This window comes from Flavobacterium sp. MEB061 (assembly GCF_000834715.1).
In the GTDB taxonomy this organism is placed as follows: Bacteria; Bacteroidota; Bacteroidia; order Flavobacteriales; family Flavobacteriaceae; genus Flavobacterium; species Flavobacterium pectinovorum.
In genome coordinates, this window is the sequence record NZ_JXQR01000007.1 from 172,191 (window position 1) to 190,256 (window position 18,066).

The 18,066-nt window shown below is 33.7% G+C and carries 17 protein-coding genes; 7 read left to right on the forward strand and 10 right to left on the reverse strand.

Annotation, left to right across the window (positions count from 1 at the left end; genetic code table 11):
• Positions 1-472: 472 nt before the first annotated feature.
• From RT99_RS03610 to RT99_RS03625, 4 genes are read left to right on the forward strand one after another with little or no spacing between them, the layout of a single operon-like run.
• The gene (locus tag RT99_RS03610; RefSeq protein ID WP_042563360.1) at positions 473-895 is read left to right on the forward strand and encodes a hypothetical protein; all 423 of its coding nucleotides are present in this window, start codon (positions 473-475) and stop codon (positions 893-895) included.
• A gap of 20 nt (positions 896-915) precedes the next feature.
• Positions 916-1,875: a DUF6624 domain-containing protein gene (locus tag RT99_RS03615; RefSeq protein ID WP_042563361.1), complete on the forward strand. Its 960-nt coding sequence runs from the start codon at positions 916-918 to the stop codon at positions 1,873-1,875.
• Complete coding sequence (locus RT99_RS03620; RefSeq protein WP_042563362.1) at positions 1,875-2,249, forward strand: BlaI/MecI/CopY family transcriptional regulator; 375 nt, start codon at positions 1,875-1,877, stop codon at positions 2,247-2,249. Before RT99_RS03615 ends, RT99_RS03620 begins: the two co-directional genes overlap by 1 nt.
• Entirely contained in the window at positions 2,246-3,472 is a 1,227-nt protein-coding gene (locus RT99_RS03625) for a M56 family metallopeptidase (RefSeq protein ID WP_042563363.1), read from the forward strand. Before RT99_RS03620 ends, RT99_RS03625 begins: the two co-directional genes overlap by 4 nt.
• Before the next feature lie 183 nt (positions 3,473-3,655).
• Here RT99_RS03625 and RT99_RS03630 read toward each other — a convergent pair whose 3' ends face one another.
• Positions 3,656-5,020, reverse strand: a complete 1,365-nt coding sequence (locus RT99_RS03630; protein ID WP_042563364.1) for a saccharopine dehydrogenase family protein — start codon at positions 5,018-5,020, stop codon at positions 3,656-3,658.
• Positions 5,021-5,213: 193 nt separating this feature from the next.
• Between RT99_RS03630 and RT99_RS03635 the strand changes: the two genes are divergently transcribed.
• Both RT99_RS03635 and pckA read left to right on the forward strand, forming a co-directional pair.
• Positions 5,214-5,600 (forward strand): DUF423 domain-containing protein, encoded by a 387-nt coding sequence (locus RT99_RS03635; RefSeq protein WP_042563365.1) that lies wholly within the window; start codon positions 5,214-5,216, stop codon positions 5,598-5,600.
• 204 nt (positions 5,601-5,804) lie between these two features.
• Positions 5,805-7,409, forward strand: coding sequence for a phosphoenolpyruvate carboxykinase (ATP) (pckA, locus tag RT99_RS03640; RefSeq protein ID WP_042563366.1), 1,605 nt, complete (start codon positions 5,805-5,807; stop codon positions 7,407-7,409).
• A 124-nt stretch (positions 7,410-7,533) separates the two neighbouring features.
• Here the strand turns inward: pckA and RT99_RS03645 are convergent, their stop codons facing one another.
• Positions 7,534-8,589 carry a phytase gene (locus RT99_RS03645; protein ID WP_042563367.1) on the reverse strand — a complete coding sequence of 352 codons (1,056 nt, stop codon included), beginning with the start codon at positions 8,587-8,589 and terminating at the stop codon, positions 7,534-7,536.
• A 73-nt stretch (positions 8,590-8,662) separates the two neighbouring features.
• Positions 8,663-11,473 carry a TonB-dependent receptor gene (locus RT99_RS03650; RefSeq protein ID WP_042563368.1) on the reverse strand — a complete coding sequence of 937 codons (2,811 nt, stop codon included), beginning with the start codon at positions 11,471-11,473 and terminating at the stop codon, positions 8,663-8,665.
• 231 nt (positions 11,474-11,704) lie between these two features.
• Between RT99_RS03650 and RT99_RS03655 the strand changes: the two genes are divergently transcribed.
• A complete protein-coding gene (locus RT99_RS03655) occupies positions 11,705-12,805 on the forward strand; it encodes a DUF4407 domain-containing protein (protein WP_042563369.1) in 1,101 nt (366 codons plus the stop codon).
• A gap of 122 nt (positions 12,806-12,927) precedes the next feature.
• Here RT99_RS03655 and RT99_RS03660 read toward each other — a convergent pair whose 3' ends face one another.
• From RT99_RS03660 to hemW, 7 genes are all read right to left on the reverse strand, one after another.
• Positions 12,928-13,635 (reverse strand): PH domain-containing protein, encoded by a 708-nt coding sequence (locus tag RT99_RS03660; protein WP_042563370.1) that lies wholly within the window; start codon positions 13,633-13,635, stop codon positions 12,928-12,930.
• Positions 13,636-13,684: 49 nt separating this feature from the next.
• Entirely contained in the window at positions 13,685-14,056 is a 372-nt protein-coding gene (locus RT99_RS03665) for an MmcQ/YjbR family DNA-binding protein (RefSeq protein ID WP_042563371.1), read from the reverse strand.
• A 7-nt stretch (positions 14,057-14,063) separates the two neighbouring features.
• Positions 14,064-14,414 (reverse strand): DUF4260 domain-containing protein, encoded by a 351-nt coding sequence (locus tag RT99_RS03670; protein WP_042563372.1) that lies wholly within the window; start codon positions 14,412-14,414, stop codon positions 14,064-14,066.
• Positions 14,411-14,815, reverse strand: a complete 405-nt coding sequence (locus RT99_RS03675) for a GNAT family N-acetyltransferase (RefSeq protein WP_042563373.1) — start codon at positions 14,813-14,815, stop codon at positions 14,411-14,413. Before RT99_RS03675 ends, RT99_RS03670 begins: the two co-directional genes overlap by 4 nt.
• A 94-nt stretch (positions 14,816-14,909) precedes the next feature.
• Positions 14,910-15,968 (reverse strand): DUF4421 family protein, encoded by a 1,059-nt coding sequence (locus RT99_RS03680; protein ID WP_042563374.1) that lies wholly within the window; start codon positions 15,966-15,968, stop codon positions 14,910-14,912.
• Positions 15,969-16,032: 64 nt separating this feature from the next.
• Complete coding sequence (locus RT99_RS03685) at positions 16,033-16,818, reverse strand: cyclase family protein (RefSeq protein WP_042563375.1); 786 nt, start codon at positions 16,816-16,818, stop codon at positions 16,033-16,035.
• 73 nt (positions 16,819-16,891) lie between these two features.
• Positions 16,892-18,049 carry a radical SAM family heme chaperone HemW gene (gene hemW / locus RT99_RS03690; RefSeq protein ID WP_042563376.1) on the reverse strand — a complete coding sequence of 386 codons (1,158 nt, stop codon included), beginning with the start codon at positions 18,047-18,049 and terminating at the stop codon, positions 16,892-16,894.
• Positions 18,050-18,066: the final 17 nt, after the last annotated feature.

The following is an 18,066-nucleotide window of genomic DNA, read 5'->3' on the forward strand; positions in this document are numbered from 1 at the left end:
CACAAAGATTTTCCAATATTAAATCCGTTCAGCAATGAGCGGATTTTTTTATGGGCGTTCCCTTCGGTCGGGCTATCCGCTATATCTTTTTTGTGGCTTTTTCTGCCACAAAAAAGGATACCGCTCCTATCCCTAACGCGCAAAGAGAGGCTCAAAGGTCCAGAGGCTCAAAGCTACAAAGGTTTTTAGCATCAAAATTGAATAGCCCCTAGCTTTAGATAGGGGTTTATTTATAGAAAGTAATTGGCTTTAGCCGAAATTTTTTAGTTCCTAAAACATAATTATTTGGCTAAAGCCATTTTTTTGCATTTATTATAAACCCGGCTAAAGCTGGGGGCAATTCAAAAAAACTAGCCGATTTCCATCTGTGTTCCTTTGTACCTCTGCAACTTTGTTTCTTTTTTCTTGCATATTAAAAATTAATCTCTACATTTGTAGAACAACGACTATAACTGTAGAGTTAAATATTCAAATGAAACAATTTCTAATCGTACTGTTTTTTGGAATGATGCTTTCAAATTGCAAAAGCAAGCCAATTAATCAAAAGATTGACAAGAAAAAAGAAGGTGTTTGGATTGATGATTATACACAAGACGGTATTCAATACAAATCATTTGAATATTACAAACACGATAAACCCGTAAAAAAATGGAAATCTTACATAAACGGGAAAATCTATAAAATCGAAAAATACAAAAACGGAATTTGCACGGTTAAATATTATTATGAAAACGGAAAAGTACAATCTAAGGGAAAAACAAAATTAGAATCTAATTCTGTAGAAATGCATTGGTTTTATTTTGGAGATTGGAAATTTTATTCAGATAAAGGAAAACTAACCGAAATCAAAAAGTATAATAACGGTGAATTAATCTCGGAACAAAAAATAAAATAACCACTAATCGATTTAAACCTATGAAAAAACTAATTGCTTTCTTTTTTATTACTATGAATATTGGATTGATGCAGTCTCAAACCTATAAAGAATTTGTAGCAAAAGGTGATGATTGTTATAAAGCGAAAGATTATAAAGGATCTGTTGGTTATTATGAAAAGGCATTTAAAATTGAACACAAATCATCTTCAGATTTATATAATGGTGCGTGCGCTGCAGCTTTAAGCAATGATGAAGATAAAGCTTTTAAGTGGCTGGATTTAGCAATTGATAATGGTTATGAAAACATTGCTCATATAAAAATCGATAGTGATTTAAAAGCTTTGCATGATAAAAAAGAGTGGAAAGTGACAATTGATAAACTTCAGAAGAGAATGGATATTCTGAGTGCTAATTATGATAAACCGCTGCAAAAAGAACTTTTGGATATTTATACAGAGGATCAGGGTATTCGTGGAGATTTTATGAAAATTTATAAAGACCCTAATTCGGATAAAAAGAAAATCGACAGCATTGGCAAATTAATGAGAAAAAAAGACAGCATTAATCTCATTAAGGTCATAAAGATTTTAGGTGAAAAAGGCTGGGTTGGAAAAGATGTTGTTGGAGCACAGGCCAATCAAACCTTGTTTTTGGTTATACAACATTCTGATTTAAAATATCAGCAAAAATATTTGCCAATGATGCGAGAGGCTGTTAAGAAAGGTAATGCAAATCCAGGAAATCTGGCATACCTGGAAGATAGAGTAGCCTTAAGAGAAGGAAGAAGACAAATTTATGGAAGCCAGTCTTCGAAAAATAAAACGACTAATAAATTATACATATCGCCGATGATAGATCCGGATAATGTAGATAAGAGACGTGCTGAAGTTGGGCTTGGTACTATGGCTGAATATGCGGCAAAAATGAATATTGACTGGAATTTAGAAGCTTATAAAAAGGAATTGCCTGAAACTGAAAAACTTGAAAACATTAAATAATGACACAATTATCAAACTCAGAAGAACAATTAATGGAGCATCTTTGGAAGCTTGAAAAAGCTTTTATGAAAGATTTACTCGAAGCGTATCCGGAACCAAAACCGGCAACAACAACCGTTGCAACGCTTTTAAAACGAATGATCGACAAGAAATTCGTAGCGTATAATGAATTCGGAAATTCTCGGGAATATTATCCTTTAGTAAAAAAAACTGTTTATTTCTCCAAACATGTAAACGGTTTAATTAGCAATTTCTTTAATAATTCGGCATCGCAATTTGCTTCATTTTTTACTACAGAAACCAATTTGTCTACTTCAGAATTAGAAGAACTCAAAAAAATAATCGATTCGCAAATTCAAAAAAAGAAAAAATGATAAATTATCTTTTAAAATCAGGAATGCTGCTTTTGATTTTTTATGCAGTGTATAAATTATGGCTTGAAAACGAAAAAATGTTTCGTTTTAATCGCGCTTATTTGTTGTTGAGTTTGGTTTTTAGTTTTGTAATTCCGTTGCAATTAATTTCGGTTAGACCTTTGTTGGGGAATACATTATCTGTAATTCAACTCGATGGAGTTGTCATTAGAACCAGCAACGTAGTTTTAAATAATGATAATTCAGAACAGCTTATGATTTCTGTTTTAAGTATAATTTACCTCATTGTTGTATTGTTATTTACGGTTCAGTTTTTTGTGAACTTGTATTCTTTTTATAATAAAACTAAAATCAATAGCAAGCAATTATTGAATGACGTAGAAGTAGTTTTAATAGAAGAACCTACATTACCGCATTCATTTTGGAATTCAGTTTTTATCAATAAAGAAGAATTTGAAACCGGTAAAATTCCATTAGAATTAATAGCGCACGAAAAAGCACATTTAAAACAAAAACATACTTTGGATATTCTTTTTATAGAAGTTTTACAAATTGTTTTTTGGTTTAACCCGCTTATAATTTTATTCAAAAAAGCAATAAAACTGAATCATGAATTTTTAGCTGATGAAGAGGTTAATACTCAATTTGAGTCGGTTACAAGGTATCAAAAGCTGCTATTGAATTTTGCTTCCAATAAAAATACGATAGCATTAGCCAGTAATCTTAATTATTTAATAACCAAAAAACGCCTTATTATGATGAATAAAAAAGAATCCCGATTTAAAATGACGTTTAAAGTATTGATTGTAAGTATTGTTTGTGTATTATCATTGTTTGTTTTCAGTTCAGAAACTATTGCGCAGAAGGTGAAAGACAAATCAGATTATGACAAACTGATAGTGAAAGGCATAAACGATTCGATTGAAAAGCAACCAGAATATCCGGGCGGAATTGATGCGTTTTATAAACTTGTAGGCATGAATTTTAAAATACCTGCAGAAGCTTTAAAACAGAAATTAGAAGGTAAAGCTATAATCGAATTTATGGTAGAAAGAGATGGAAGTTTATCTGAATTTAAAATTGTGAAAGATTTGGGCTACGGTATAGGAAATGAAGCAATTCGTACCATAAAACTTTCTCCAAAATGGATTCCGGGTTCTATAAATGGAAAGCCAGCGCGTGTTTTGTACACTATGCCAATAACAGTGCAAACAGATAAATAGTTTTTTAGGAAGGTTCAAAGATTCAAAGGTGCAGAGCGACAAAGTTTTTAGCTATTTCATGAAACCTTTGAACCTTTGTTGCTATGGACCTTTGCGGCTTTAACAAAAAAATCCGCTTTCTTAAAAAGGAAGCGGATCAATTAAAAACTAAAAAAAAATTCTCAAAAAAAAACTAAGCCATCACTAAAATAGATCAGGATTATAGCCGAAATAAGGCATGGTTTGTTCGTTAAAAATAACGCCATACCCTTCTAATTCTTTTAAAATAGGCAAATACACTTCTTTATTTATAGGAAGCTGTACGCCGGGAGTTGTGATTTTTCCATTCAAAATCAGTAAAGTTGCCATTGCAACAGGCAATCCAACCGTTTTTGCCATTGCGGTGTATGTTTGATCGTCTCCAATACAAACCATTTTTGAATCGATTTGTTTTTTCTCGCCATTTAATTCATAACCGAATTTATGGTACATTACAATCATATCTTTATCATCTGGTTCAAGTGCCCAGCTGTCTGAAAGTATTTTTTCTAATATTTGAGCCGGAGTTGCATTGGGAAGATTTACTTTTTTGTCAGGATTAAATAAATCCAATTCCAAAAGTTTATCCCACATAATATCGTCCTGATCGATTTTTAGGATCAATCGTGTTTTAATTTCAACAGAATCTGTTGGATGATACGGCAAAAAAGAGTTTGTAAACTGGCGATAACTCATGTTTTCAGAATCTTCCATGATGTAACTATCATCCGTCATGCCCAATTGTACAAACATATTCCAGGCTTTCGAAAAACCAACTCTTCGGATGGTTCCTCTGTATAAAGTCAGAATATCATCTAAACCATAAATTGATCTGTATTTTAGAGAATCACGATTGGAATAAGCCTCAAATTTTCCGTAATCTTCGACTTCAAGAAATTCAGTTCTGCGAAATAAAGTTCCGTACGGGATGTATTTATAAGTGCCTTCCTGAACAAATTTGGCCGCGCCGCCTTGTCCTGCTAAAACTACATTTCTAGGCGCCCAGGTAAATTTATAATTCCAAAGATTGTTGTCTGATTCCGGAGCCACTAAACCGCCGCAAAAAGATTCAAAAAGTAGCATTTTACCGCCCTTTGCTCTAATTTCGTCAATAACTTTCATGGCACTCATGTGATCGATTCCAGGATCAAGACCAATTTCGTTCATGAAAATTAAATTATTCTTTATAGCTTCTTCGTTTAATGATTGCATGGCATCGCTAATGTATGATGCCGTTACAAGGTGTTTTTTAAACTCTAAACAATCTTTTGCAATTTCAATATGTAAATGAGCCGGCAACATCGAAATAACGATTGATGCTTTTTCTATGGCCGCTTTTCTTTGTTCGGTATCAAAAATATTTAAAGCAATTGGAGTTGCATTGGGATGATTTTGTGTCTTTTTTTCGGCCAAAGCCAAAGATAAATCAGCTACAACCAAATGCAGGTTTTCACTTTCTGATTTTGATAACAAATACCGTATCAATGAAGAGGCTGACCTTCCGGCTCCAAAAATTAAAATGCTTCTCATGTTTTATATTTATAACACAAATATATTAAATTGTTATAAATATAACAATCAAATTAATTCAAAAAAATGAAATCTTTTTTATTTCAGATAAAATACTAAAGAATTCTTTTTCGTGAAAACATTTTCAGAAAGTAGAAAAGCTTTTCCAATAGTTTGAAGTATTTTTGTATGTAAATTGAAAGTATAGAAAAATATGAAAAGAAAAATTATCCTTACTGGTGCTTTTATAGGAATGTTAGCTATTATTTTAGGCGCTTTTGGAGCGCATTTGCTTAAGAAATATTTATCTGTCGAGCAATTGGTGACTTTCGAAACTGGAGTTCGTTATCAAATGTACCATGCTTTCTTTTTGTTTTTTCTTTCTACAAGAAAAGAACTTTCTCAAAAAACGATAAAAACCATCTATAATTTAGCCGTTGCCGGTGTAATTTTATTTAGCGGATCTATCTATTTATTAGCTACAAAAAATCTTACAGTTTTCGATTCTAAAATTATCGTATTCGCAACACCTTTGGGTGGATTTTTATTAATTCTTGCTTGGTTGGGATTATTTGTTAGTATTTTGAGGCAAAAATCATAAAATACCGAATAAAAAATTCTATCTAAAAATTAATCTTTAATTTTGTCTCATAAATAACATAAAACATTACTTATGTGAGTTTTTATTGCTTTTTATCAATATTGATAAAAAATATAACAATTCAATATCTTTAGGCTAACTGCTTAAAGTTCAAAGTAAAATATGTTTGTGCAATAAAAAAATAATATACACAACTACAAATTTATGGACACTAACACACTTTTCACGCAATCGATTTCGCTTTCTGGACTAGGAATTGAAAATGCCAAGATTCACTATCAATTATCTGCAGACGAATTGCATGCAATTACAGTGCAATCAGGACAAGGTGTTGAGAACTCTACAGGAGCGCTGGCAATTAATACGGGTGAATTTACAGGACGGTCTCCGCAAGATCGTTTTATCGTAAAAGACAGCATAACAGAAGATAAAGTTTGGTGGGGAAATGTAAATATTCCGTTTTCATCAGAAGCTTTTGAAAAATTATATAATAAGGTAACTCAATTTTTATCGAATAAAGAAGTATTTGTTCGTGATGCATACGTTTGTGCAGATCCAAATTATAGATTGAATGTTCGTGTAGTTACAGAAACGGCCTGGTCTAATTTGTTTTGTTACAATATGTTTTTAAGACCAGAAGATTCTGAATTAGCCAACTTTACACCAGAATGGACCGTAATTTGTGCGCCAAGTTTTATGGCAGATCCTGCTGTAGACGGAACACGTCAGTCGAATTTTGCTATTTTAGATTTTACTAAAAAAGTAGCCTTAATTGGAGGAACGGGTTATACTGGAGAAATGAAAAAAGGAATTTTCTCTGCATTAAACTTTATTTTACCGGTTTTCGAAAATACATTGCCAATGCACTGCAGCGCCAATGTTGGTGAAGATGGAGATACTGCGATTTTCTTCGGATTGTCAGGAACAGGAAAAACGACTTTATCTGCAGATCCTGATCGTAAATTAATTGGTGATGACGAACACGGCTGGACTGCCGAAAATACTGTTTTCAACTTTGAAGGTGGTTGTTATGCGAAAGTGATTAACTTATCTGAAGAAAATGAACCAGACATTTTTAGAGCGATCAAAAAAGGAGCTCTTTTAGAAAATGTAGTTTTTAAAGCAGGAACAAACGAAGTAGATTATGATGATGTTTCTATCACTCAAAATACGCGTGTAAGTTATCCAATAACACATATTGATAATATTCAACCGGGATCTATAGGACATAATCCTAAAAATATATTTTTCTTAACGGCAGATTCTTTCGGAATTTTGCCTCCAATTTCAAAATTGACTCCAGGTCAGGCAGCTTACCATTTTATTTCAGGTTATACTGCAAAAGTTGCCGGAACTGAAGCGGGAGTTACAGAACCACAACCTAACTTTTCAGCATGTTTTGGAGCACCATTTATGCCTTTGCACCCAACTCGTTATGCTGAAATGCTAACTAAAAAAATGAAAGATGCAGATGTAAAAGTTTGGTTAATCAACACTGGCTGGACAGGTGGTGCATACGGAACAGGAACGCGTATGAAACTAAAATATACTCGCGCCATGATTACAGCTGCATTAAAAGGTGAACTTGATAATGTAGCGTTCGAAAATCACGCAGTATTTGGAATTGCAAAACCACAATCTTGCCCGAATGTTCCAAGTGAAATTTTAAATCCGAGAAATACTTGGGAAGATCCTGAGTTATACGATAAAAAAGCAATCGAATTGGCGCAGAAATTCAAAGCGAATTTTGCCAAATTTGAAGAGTTCGCCAACGCTGAAATTTTAGCGGGTGCGCCTAAAACAGAATAAGGAAGATTACTAATTCAAACTAAAAAAAGCTGTTCAGTGATGAACAGCTTTTTTGTTTGTTTCAAGTTTCAAGTTTTAGTTTGAACCTGAAACTTGAAACTTGAAACCTGAAACAAAAGACAACTTATTTCTTCCCGTCGATACGTTTTTGCATTAAATCCCAGGCATAATAATGGAAAGTCATTCCGTTGCTCATGGCTACGAAAAGTCCGTTTTTGTATTTTCCTCCTAAGTTTATACTTGTCACATCGGCACCATCACATTCTATAGTTGATGTAGGGATTTCTGCTAATAGAGGATATTCGTTAGGATTTCCTTTTGCACCTTCTCTTGGGTAAACCATAAAGGTATTCGCCTGTTGGTTAGAGACTAAAATATATCCGGTAGAATCTGTTTTTTTGTAAATCGCGATTCCTTCGTTGTCTGCTTTAAAACCTGTTTTTCCAAAAAGAACCAATTCTTTATTATCATTTAAAGCAGGATCAGCTTTGTATTTTCTGATTCCGAATTGTTCGTCGCAATACAAAACAGTTCCTAATTCGTTATCAACAGCAATGGCTTCGATTTCTTTTTTTCCGCTGTAAGCGCCAAATTTTCTAACCACTTTTGCTGTTGCAAATTTTCCAGCGCCAGAAAGTTCATATTGCCATAAATAACTTCCTGAAGGTCCTGATTTTCTTCCCACAATAGCAAAAATCTTTTTATCGCTCGGGCGTGTGTACAACGCAATTCCCATTGGGTCACGTAATTCTTCACCTTCAAAAACAGTAATTCCGCCATTGTCAATTGGGTTTAAATCAGGTAAACTAAAAATTCTGATTTTGTTGCTTTCACGTTCTGTTGTAACGGCAACGTCTACTTTTTTTCCATCAATTAGTAAACCGTAAGCAATATCAACATTATTTGGTCTTTTTAAAGGGATTGATTTTTTAAGGATTTTTCCATTCAAATCAAAAGCATACAAACCGCCGTCTGTATCTTTATCTGTTCCCACAATTATGCTTTTTGTAGCGTCTGTTGGGTGAATCCAGATTGAAGGATCATCTGTGTCGTGTGGTAAAGCTTCCGTAACGGCTGTTGGTTTTACAGCATTTGCGGCAACGGGTGCTAATTTATCGTCTTTACAGGCTATTAATAAAGTGCTTAAAAGGAAAAAAGCGAGTATAGATTTATGTTTCATTATGATTTTCATTTAATAAAATTAGACAGAACCGTTAAGTCCTGTCTAATTTAAGAATTTTATAAATTGATTATTACAAGTCAAACTTCAAACCGAAATTATATCTCGCCTGATAGAATTCTGCTTGTTTAGTATGCGCTTCTACACCTTGGTAGTAACGTAATGGTTGGTTGGTTAAATTGTTGGCTTCGGCAAAGATGCGAAGGTGCGACGTAATTTTATAAGAAGCATTGGCATCTAAGAAAAATTGTTTGTCATAATAACTGTCTTTGTATGATTCTGAACCTAATTCATCTAAATAATCAGAAGTGAAATTGGTTGAAATTCTGGCAGAAAAACGTTTGTTTTCCCAAGATAATGATCCGTTAAACATATGTGGCGTTGTACCCGGAAGACTAATGTCGTTTCTTTCATTTCCGTCTTCATCGGCAATTCCTTTTGCTTTCGATTTGGTGTAAGTATAATTCAAATAAATACCAAAACCTTTCAAAAATTTCCCCGGCAAGAAATCTAACTGACGTTGAAAAGCAACTTCAAATCCGTAAACATCAACTACATCTCCGTTTCTTGACTGTACAAACGACCAGTTTTCGCCAGCCGGAATTGGGTTTGCCTGATTAGGAAAATCTGCAGCAAATTTTGCATCAGTATATTGATTGTCACTATAATTGTAGATGAAATCATTTAATCTTTTGTAGAAAACACCTCCGGAAATTAATCCAACAGATTTGAAATAATTCTCGGCCATGAAATCATAATTGTAAGAGTACGTTGCATCAAGATCCGGGTTTCCTGCTGTAATTTCTTTATCAGCAGCAATATTGTTTACGTAAGGCGCAAGTGCATAATAGTTTGGTCTTGACAAAGCTGTAGTGGCAGCTGCTCTTAAAACTAAATCTTTTGTGGCATTATATTGAAATGAAATACTTGGCAATACATTGGTATAAGCATTTGTAGTATTGATTTTGCTCTCTAATTCTTCTTCATCCAAAACGCGATTTCCGGTGTAATCGATGTGCGTATTCTCTACACGAACACCTAACACCATCGAAAGTTTATCGTTAAAATCCTGATCCCATCTTACATAAGCTGCATAAATGTTTTCTTTGGCATTATAATTTACTGCTAAAAATTCTGCAGGATCTGCTTCTTTATCAAATAATGCTGAATTATTCAAATCAAGACTTCCTAAAAAACTTGCCGAAGCAAAAGTTCCTGGAACATATTTACTTCCCGGATTGAAGTTTTTTCCATCATAAAAGCTAGTTGGAACTTCAGATAATAAATCCATTCCGCCGTTTACGGGTTCATAAGAAAAGAAGTTATTGTTTCTTTCTTTTTCCTTCATTCTCAAACGAAGGCCGGTTCTGATTCTTCCTTTTTCTGTAGCAATAATTGAGAATGGAAAACGGATATTTACCTTTGCACCAAATTCACTTTCGCTAGTTTCATCTGTATTTTCTGTAACCGAATTAAATTCGAATTGATCAACCGCTTCTCCGGTTGGTGTAACCAAAGGAAATCTCAAATCAGATAAATCCTGAGACATTTCCAAACCTGTCTGACGGTATTCGATATAACGCTCTCCTGGGCGATATTCTCTGGCTTTTGCATAATTGGCAGACCAGTCTAAATCTAATTTTGAGTTGATTAAATGCTCTCCGCGAATAGAATAATTCTGAACTCTTTGGTCTTCTAATCTTCTGTTTTTGTTTCTGCTGTTGTCAACTCCGCCTTTTGTCTGGCGTTTTACACGACCTTCAAAACCGGTAATATTTTCACCATCATAAATGGCTTCAATATCGTCATAAGTTGTTCTAAAACGGTTTTCTCTGTCATCTCTCCAGTTATAAATGGCATTGGCAAAAATGGTATTGTTTTCATCAAATTTATAATCCAAAGCCACAGAACCGCTACGGCGAATACGCTGTACATCATATTTTCTAATTTCAGAAGCCTGAACAAATTCATTTCCAAAATCGTCTTTTACCCATTCGTTCTCTACATCATCAGAACCATAATTTACATTATTATATGATCCGCTAAAAACTGCACCTAATTTATTATCAAAAAAACGATTTCCGTAAACCAAACCTGCTGTATAAGTTGCATGTTCGCGAATTGGCATAAAACCTCCCGCAAGCGTTGCAGAAATTCTTTCTCCGTTTGGAGTCGCTCTTGTTACTAAATTTACAGAACCTCCAATCGCGTCAGCATCCATATCTGAAGTTAGCGTTTTGTTTACTTCGATAGTCGAAATCATATCAGAAGGAATCAAGTCCATTTGTACATTTCTGTTATCTCCTTCTGCAGATGGAATTCGGTCTCCATTTAAAGTCACAGAGTTCAGGGAGGGAGCCAAACCTCTGATAATAATATTACGCGCTTCACCCTGATCATTTTGCATCGTGATACCCGGAACACGTTTTAAAGCGTCACCAACGTTGGCATCAGGAAACCGCCCCACCTGATCTGATGAAATTACGTTTCCAATATTTTTGCTGTTTTTTTGTTGATTTAATGCTTTGGCCTGACCTTTTAAGATGTCTCCAACAACAACCTCATTCAACTCTGTTCCTGAAGTTTTAAGTGCAAAATCAAGAACGTTGTTTTTGCCTTGTTCAACCGTAATTTCGTGTGTTATTGGTGTATATCCAATATATTTTACGGTAACCTGATAAGTTCCTATATTAATGTTAAGCAATTCAAATCGGCCGTTGTAATCTGAAACCGTGTATTTGTTGTCACCAACAATTTGAATCATTGCTCCTGGCAAAGGTAATTTGTCATCGGCATCTAAAACCTTTCCGGATATTATGGCCTTTTGAGCATAACCTGACAAGGTTAATACAAAGAATGTTACTACTAAATAAAAATTTTTCATTGTGTTTGGTTTGTTTTGCTGCGAAACTAGAACCTTTGTATTACTAAAACCATTGGAAAAAATTAATATAATGTTATGATTAATCCTTCAAAACAGAATCTTATTAATCTTTAAATAACATCTAAACTTCAAATAATTGATTTACAACTAAAAACAAATCAACTATTTACATGAGAATTAAATTTTTGGCGTTAAATTTGCCTTATCAATCACAATCAAAAATCATCAATCATGTTAAAACAATTTTTTATCCTTTGTTCCGGAGCCGACAGAGATGTACTCGAAGGCTGCTCAGAAGGCGAGCAAACCAAATATGTTGGTATTGGGGCCACCGTTTTTTTTACTGCCGTTATGGCTTTTCTTGCCAGTGCTTATGCACTTTTTACTGTTTTTGACTCTATTTATCCTGCTTTAATTTTTGGGTTTGTATGGAGTTTACTAATCTTTAATTTAGACCGGTTTATTGTTTCGACAATTAAAAAAAGAGATCGTTTCATGGATGAATTCCTGCAGGCGACTCCCAGAATTATACTGGCGATTATTATTGCAATTGTAATTTCTAAACCTTTGGAGATTAAAATTTTCGAAAAAGAAATCAATACTGTTTTATTGAAGGAAAAAAACGAAATGGAATTGGCGAACAAAAAACAAGTTGGCAATTATTTCAAATCTGATTTAGATAAAAATAAAGCTGAAATTGTTTCTTTAAAAGCCGATATTCTGACGAAAGAGAAAGAAGTAAACGCACTTTATTCAACTTATATTACCGAAGCCGAAGGAACTACGGGAACAAAAAAATTGGGTAAAGGTCCGGTTTATAAGGAAAAACGCGAAAAGCACGACGCATCTTTAAAAGAATTAGCCACTTTAAAAACAACTAACGAAGCTAAAATTGCTGAGAAAGAAAAAACAGGAAAACAACTGCAGGCCGATTTAGATAAAAAAGTATTGCAAACACAGCCTATTATTGAAGGTTTTGAAGGTTTAATGGCCAGAATAAATGCGTTGAATAAATTGCCTTGGCTACCTTCGTTTTTTATTATGCTGCTGTTTTTGGCGATTGAAACTTCTCCGATTATTGCAAAATTACTAGCTCCAAAAGGCGAATTTGATTTTAAACAAGAAGAAGCCGAAACCGCAATGAAAGCGACTTTGGCACAAAATAAATACCAGCGTGAATTATTAGTAAAAACCAGCGCCGAAATGCACGATAAAGTGTATGCTGATATTTCCGGAGACAAAAACCTGTACGATCTGCAACGCAAAAAAGCAACGGAATTACTAGAATTACAAGCGCATAATTTTGTAGAAAAACAAAAAGCGACGTTTTAGGTTAACCGCAAGGTTCGCAAAGTCTATAAAAGAAAAAACCATCAGTTTGGCTGATGGTTTTTTTTATGCTTTTCTTAGTGTGCTTTGCGTAAATCTTTTGCGAACCTTTCGGTTAGAAAATTTTACATATAGCTCAATATCTCTTTTTTGAACGCATCATATTCACCTTGCATGATTAATCCGTTGTCCAATAGTTTTTTATAATTCTGTAATTTATCAAAAAGTTCTTCTTTTGATAATTCACTTAATTTACGATCTCCTGTTGGAGCCTGAGGCTGAATTGGCTCGTAAGTTTCTGTATAAGAAGGTGTTGTTGCCGGCATAATTTCGGCGTAATTTGTAACTTCTTCTGTTTCTACTTCCTCAATTGTATCTTCGATTTCCGGTTCTGCAGATGAGGCAGTTTCTATAGTTGGAGCAGAAATAACCACGGGATTTTTAAGTAAATCCAATTGTTCTTTTGCGTAAGTATATATTTTTCGAGCCTGAATTTTCGGAATATAATCAATTGAAATAGACAAGTCTGTATTCGTGTTAAATGAGAATTCAGAACCTAAAATATTTTCTTTTACAAAAGCACCCGCAATATCATCCCAAGTGTAATCTGTAAAATCCATTGAAAGACCTAAATTTTTAGGCTTACAAATAATGATTCGTTTGTTTGTTAATACAATACTATCAGGAAAAACAGTAATTGCCGGTTTTTTTTGAACCGCAATATATCCAACTTCTTCACCTTTCATCAACAAATCGTTGAGTTTTGAAGTGATTTTTTCAATCGCTTTTGGGTCTTGTTCTTCGTTTAGAAATTTTTTAAATTGTTCTTTCATGGGGTGATAAATTGCTAAGTTTTGTTGTCTTACGCTGCAAATGTAATGCCTAATTTTCTAATTCAATAATTTCATTCTGAATTTTCTTCGTCAAACTTTTGAAAACCAATTCATACGAATGATCAATGAGTTCTTTTACAAAAGCGGTCGATAAATTTGCGTTTAAAGCAATCGTATTCCAATGTACTTTACTCATATGAAAGCCTGGTTTTATCTCATCATATTCGGCTCGCAATTCCTGAGCACGTTCAGGATCACATTTTAAATTGACTGCCTGCTCATTTTTCTCCCATTGTGATAAGGAAGATAGAGCAAATATTTTTCCGCCAACTTTAAAAACCAAAGTGTCTTCATCAAACGGAAAATGTTCTGTTGTGCCTTTTTTAGAAAGACAATATTCATAAAACGTCTCTAAATTCATATTCTATTTATTTACCAATTTCACCTAAATGAGTGTATTTAAAACCTTGTTCATATTTCAATCCATAACCAAACATTCGATCCATTGCCGAATGCGAAAATAAGATTACACCAACAAGTTGCAATGATGCTAATTTTAGATAACAGCCTGTTAAATAAATTAAAACTGCAATTCCTCTGTGATGAAATATATTATACATAAAGGCTCCTGTTTTATTATTAAAAACGTAACCCAGCATCGAAAAATCGGGTGCGAGAATCAAAACTAAAAACCACCACCATTGATAATCCAGAAGACTAAACAAATAGATTCCGAGAATAAATAAACCAACTTCTTCTAATTTAATAACTGTTTTCATAGTTTCTTTTCCATCATTTTTTCAGGATGTTCTAAAGGTTTAAAACCAAATTTCTCGTATAAAAAATGAGCATCAGTTGTTGCCAGACGCCAAATTTTAATGTCTTTTAAAAGTGGTTCGTTCATCATTTTTTCAATTAAAACAGACGAATAACCTTTACCGCGATGCTCTTCTGTAATGAAAACATCCATTACGTAACCAAAAACCACGTAATCTGTAATGACACGTGCAAAACCAATTTGATTGTCATCTAAATAAATTCCAAAACAAACCGAAGCATCAATTGTAATCTGCACTTCCTGGATAGTTCGGCCGGCAGCCCAATAAATATCTTTTAGAAAGTTTTGTATAAACGGAACATTAAGTTTTGTTTTATCTGTCGAAACGGTAATCTGATTCATGGTAATTTTTGCATTTCATTAATCTATAATTAGGTTCTGATGTGCTAAAAAAAACTTAGCTTCTTAGTATCTTAGAACCTTAGCCGCTATTTTATTACATTTTAATTTTTTCGTCAATTTTTTCAATCGGTTTACTAACAAAATCAGGTGCATCAAAACGGTAGCCAAAATACAATAATCCATAGACTTTACCATTTGTAATTACCGTTGTTTTATCCTGATTATACGAACTGTCGTCGAAGTTTAAACTTGCGCCACAAAGTATCCGATTGCTGTTATAGCCTATTTTAATGCCTCCTTCAATGTTTCGGGTAAAGTATGTATCCTTTTCAATAGTCTCAACTCCCGAATCAATACTTTTGTCATGTAAAAATTTCACACCAATCGAAGGTGATAAATGTGGAGCAATATAAAAGTTTTTGTGAATAATGAAGTTATAATAATATCCTGCGGCTAATCTAACATCGAATTCTTTTTGTTTTCCATTAAGATTGTCGAATTTCGAAATAATTCTGTTATAGCTGTAAATCAGCGACGGAATAAAACTTCCGGCACTCTTTTTTTGCCATTCGGTAAACGAAGTTATACTTTTAAGAGAGAATTTTGGATTAAAAAGATAGGATGTTGACATTCCGTATTGCACGGTTTTAAAATCCGGAAACTGAATATACGGATCTTTTCCTTCAACCCAATTCGGGTCAAATTCAGACATGTTTTCGACGTAATAACCTCTCGTTTTACTAAACTGAGCCGTTTGAAGCCATCTTCCTAAAAAGAAACGAAAATTATAATCAGAGAAAGAAGATTTTCCTTTTAAGTCTTCATCTTTATTTCCACCAAAAAACTTCGGATAAAAACCATAACTAAAACCAATAAATTTATAATCGATACTTAAAAAAAGTTTGTAACTATTGTTGGTTTCTAAATCCAGATTCGGACCGTTTTTATTGGTCAGTAAATAAGCATCATTTTGAGTGCTTACATTTGCGCGAACCATTATTTTATCGGGATAATAAATAAAATTGGCGGTATCTTTTTCAGGTTTATTCTGGCTGAATAATTTTGGAGAGCTGAAAACAAAAAGCAGAAATACACATGCAAAAAATGCATTCTGATTCATTAAATCTAAACTTTGTTTCGTGGCTGTTTTCAATGCAGATAATTAAGCATTAGTAATTATAAAGCTACTAATTTAAAAATCAATTATCAACTAATTATCAAAAGTTTGCGATCGAATACAAAACAGGTTTACTCGGACTTGCATCGTTTTCAAAAGAAGCGATTTGTAAGTTTAGCAGATAATCTCCATCTTTAATTTCATTCGGCACAAAAATCATTTCTGTAATTGTGGCTTCAAAACGTGCGTCATTATTTAAGTTGTGCGTGTCTTTTACGTTCCAAAAAGCTTTGTGTGCCAATAATTTTCCTTCGTCATGTTCTTTGTCAACACTTGGCAAATCGATTAATAAATGCTGAATTTCGCTTTCGCGGATAAAATTTGCCGCTTCTTCAGACAAATATGGAGGATTTGTATTCGAATATTTTCTTGACTTTTTATCTTTTTGGTTTGGGAGCGTTCTAATTATTAAAGCCCCGTTTGTCATGCTAAGCGGAGTCGAAACGCTTATTCCATTGAGCGCAGTCAAAATTTGTTCTTTTGTAATCACCAAATCATCTCCGGTTTTTTCAGGTTCAACTGTAATCAGTTTTGCAAAAAAGAAAAACTGTTTTAAAGACTGATTAATGCTATAAAAATCATTCGTAATATGTCCCAGACATTCCGTGTGCGTGCCATGCCCATGCGGATTGAAGAAAATGTTATTGAAATTAGTTGATGATTTCCCTTCAGAAACCTTTCCGATCCAATCTCCAAAAACAACGGGCTCAATAACCGGTTTTTCAATATACCAGGCAATTGGGTTTTCGTTTGTATTTGTTAATGGGATTGAAATATCAATTGGTTTTGATAAGTCGATTTCGAAGTTGTTGATTTTTGCTAACACAAATTAAGGTTTTATGCCGCAAAGGCGCTAAGTCACAAAGTTTATTTGCGTCTTTGTGTCTTTGTGGCAAATTTTATTCTTCCAAATTTAGATAAAATAAATCTGAAGCAATTCCATCCGTTAAAAATTTTCCTTTTGCCGTTGGTTTTAGAATGTAGTTTTCGATGAAAACCAAATCATCATTTAAGAATTTCTGAACTTGTTTTTTTAGATAATCCAGATATTCCAAACCAAATTCTTTTTCAATTCTGTCTAATGAAACGCCCCAAATAGTTCGTAATCCTGTCATAATATATTCATTATAGCGATCAGATTTCGATAGAATTTCGGTTTCAATTGGTAAAATATTTTCCTGAATTGATTTTAGATAAAGCGAATTATTGGCAATATTCCACCCTCTTTTTTCACCGTCATAACTATGTGCCGAAGGGCCAATGCCTATATATTTTTTGCCCAGCCAATACGCCGAATTATTTTTAGAGAAATAATTTTCTTTTCCAAAATTCGATAATTCATAATGAATAAACCCATTCTTTTGAAGCGTTTCCACCAAAATCAGAAAATGATTCGAAGCTACTTCGTCTTGTGGTTCAGCAATTTTTCCGGTATCGATTAGTTTTCTTAAAGCCGTTTTCGGTTCAACCGTCAAAGCATAACTCGAAATATGCGGAATACCAAAACTCAAAGCTGTTTCAATATTTTGTTTCCACATTTCGTCGCTCATTCCAGGAATTCCGTAAATCAAATCGAGCGAAATATTGTCAAAATATTTAGTGGCCTCTTTTAAACAATGTATGGCTTCCGCCGAATTATGCGCACGGTTCATCAGCTGCAAGTCATCTTCATAAAAAGACTGAATTCCAATACTCAAGCGGTTTATTTGGCTTTTTGATAATTCGAAAATTCGTTCTGAAGACAAATCATCCGGATTTGCTTCTAGCGTAATTTCCGGATTTTCGACAACAGTATAGTTTTTATAAACTTCAGCAATTAAAAAGTTGATTTCTTCATTTGACAAAACAGAAGGCGTTCCACCACCAAAGTAAATGGTTTCAATTTGATTGTCACTTTGAGCGGAATCAAGAAGATTAAACTCATTTTTGCGCATGCCAATTTCTTTGGCTAAAGCCAAAACCATTTCGTCTTTCTTTTTCATCGAAGTCGAAAAATGAAAGTCGCAATAGTGGCAAGCCTGCTTACAAAAAGGAATATGGATATAGATACCTGACATTTTTAGTTTTAACTAAT

What these genes read in the sequence shown, in the direction of transcription:
- RT99_RS03650 (WP_042563368.1), bottom strand. Translation starts at nt 11,473, where the DNA reads ATGAAAAATTTTTATTTAGTAGTAACATTCTTTGTATTAACCTTGTCA.
- RT99_RS03620 (WP_042563362.1), top strand. Translation starts at nt 1,875, where the DNA reads ATGACACAATTATCAAACTCAGAAGAACAATTAATGGAGCATCTTTGG.
- RT99_RS03655 (WP_042563369.1), top strand. Translation starts at nt 11,705, where the DNA reads ATGTTAAAACAATTTTTTATCCTTTGTTCCGGAGCCGACAGAGATGTA.
- RT99_RS03610 (WP_042563360.1), top strand. Translation starts at nt 473, where the DNA reads ATGAAACAATTTCTAATCGTACTGTTTTTTGGAATGATGCTTTCAAAT.
- RT99_RS03665 (WP_042563371.1), bottom strand. Translation starts at nt 14,056, where the DNA reads ATGAATTTAGAGACGTTTTATGAATATTGTCTTTCTAAAAAAGGCACA.
- RT99_RS03660 (WP_042563370.1), bottom strand. Translation starts at nt 13,635, where the DNA reads ATGAAAGAACAATTTAAAAAATTTCTAAACGAAGAACAAGACCCAAAA.
- hemW (WP_042563376.1), bottom strand. Translation starts at nt 18,049, where the DNA reads ATGTCAGGTATCTATATCCATATTCCTTTTTGTAAGCAGGCTTGCCAC.
- RT99_RS03675 (WP_042563373.1), bottom strand. Translation starts at nt 14,815, where the DNA reads ATGAATCAGATTACCGTTTCGACAGATAAAACAAAACTTAATGTTCCG.
- RT99_RS03630 (WP_042563364.1), bottom strand. Translation starts at nt 5,020, where the DNA reads ATGAGAAGCATTTTAATTTTTGGAGCCGGAAGGTCAGCCTCTTCATTG.
- RT99_RS03625 (WP_042563363.1), top strand. Translation starts at nt 2,246, where the DNA reads ATGATAAATTATCTTTTAAAATCAGGAATGCTGCTTTTGATTTTTTAT.
- RT99_RS03615 (WP_042563361.1), top strand. Translation starts at nt 916, where the DNA reads ATGAAAAAACTAATTGCTTTCTTTTTTATTACTATGAATATTGGATTG.
- RT99_RS03635 (WP_042563365.1), top strand. Translation starts at nt 5,214, where the DNA reads ATGAAAAGAAAAATTATCCTTACTGGTGCTTTTATAGGAATGTTAGCT.
- RT99_RS03645 (WP_042563367.1), bottom strand. Translation starts at nt 8,589, where the DNA reads ATGAAACATAAATCTATACTCGCTTTTTTCCTTTTAAGCACTTTATTA.
- RT99_RS03670 (WP_042563372.1), bottom strand. Translation starts at nt 14,414, where the DNA reads ATGAAAACAGTTATTAAATTAGAAGAAGTTGGTTTATTTATTCTCGGA.
- pckA (WP_042563366.1), top strand. Translation starts at nt 5,805, where the DNA reads ATGGACACTAACACACTTTTCACGCAATCGATTTCGCTTTCTGGACTA.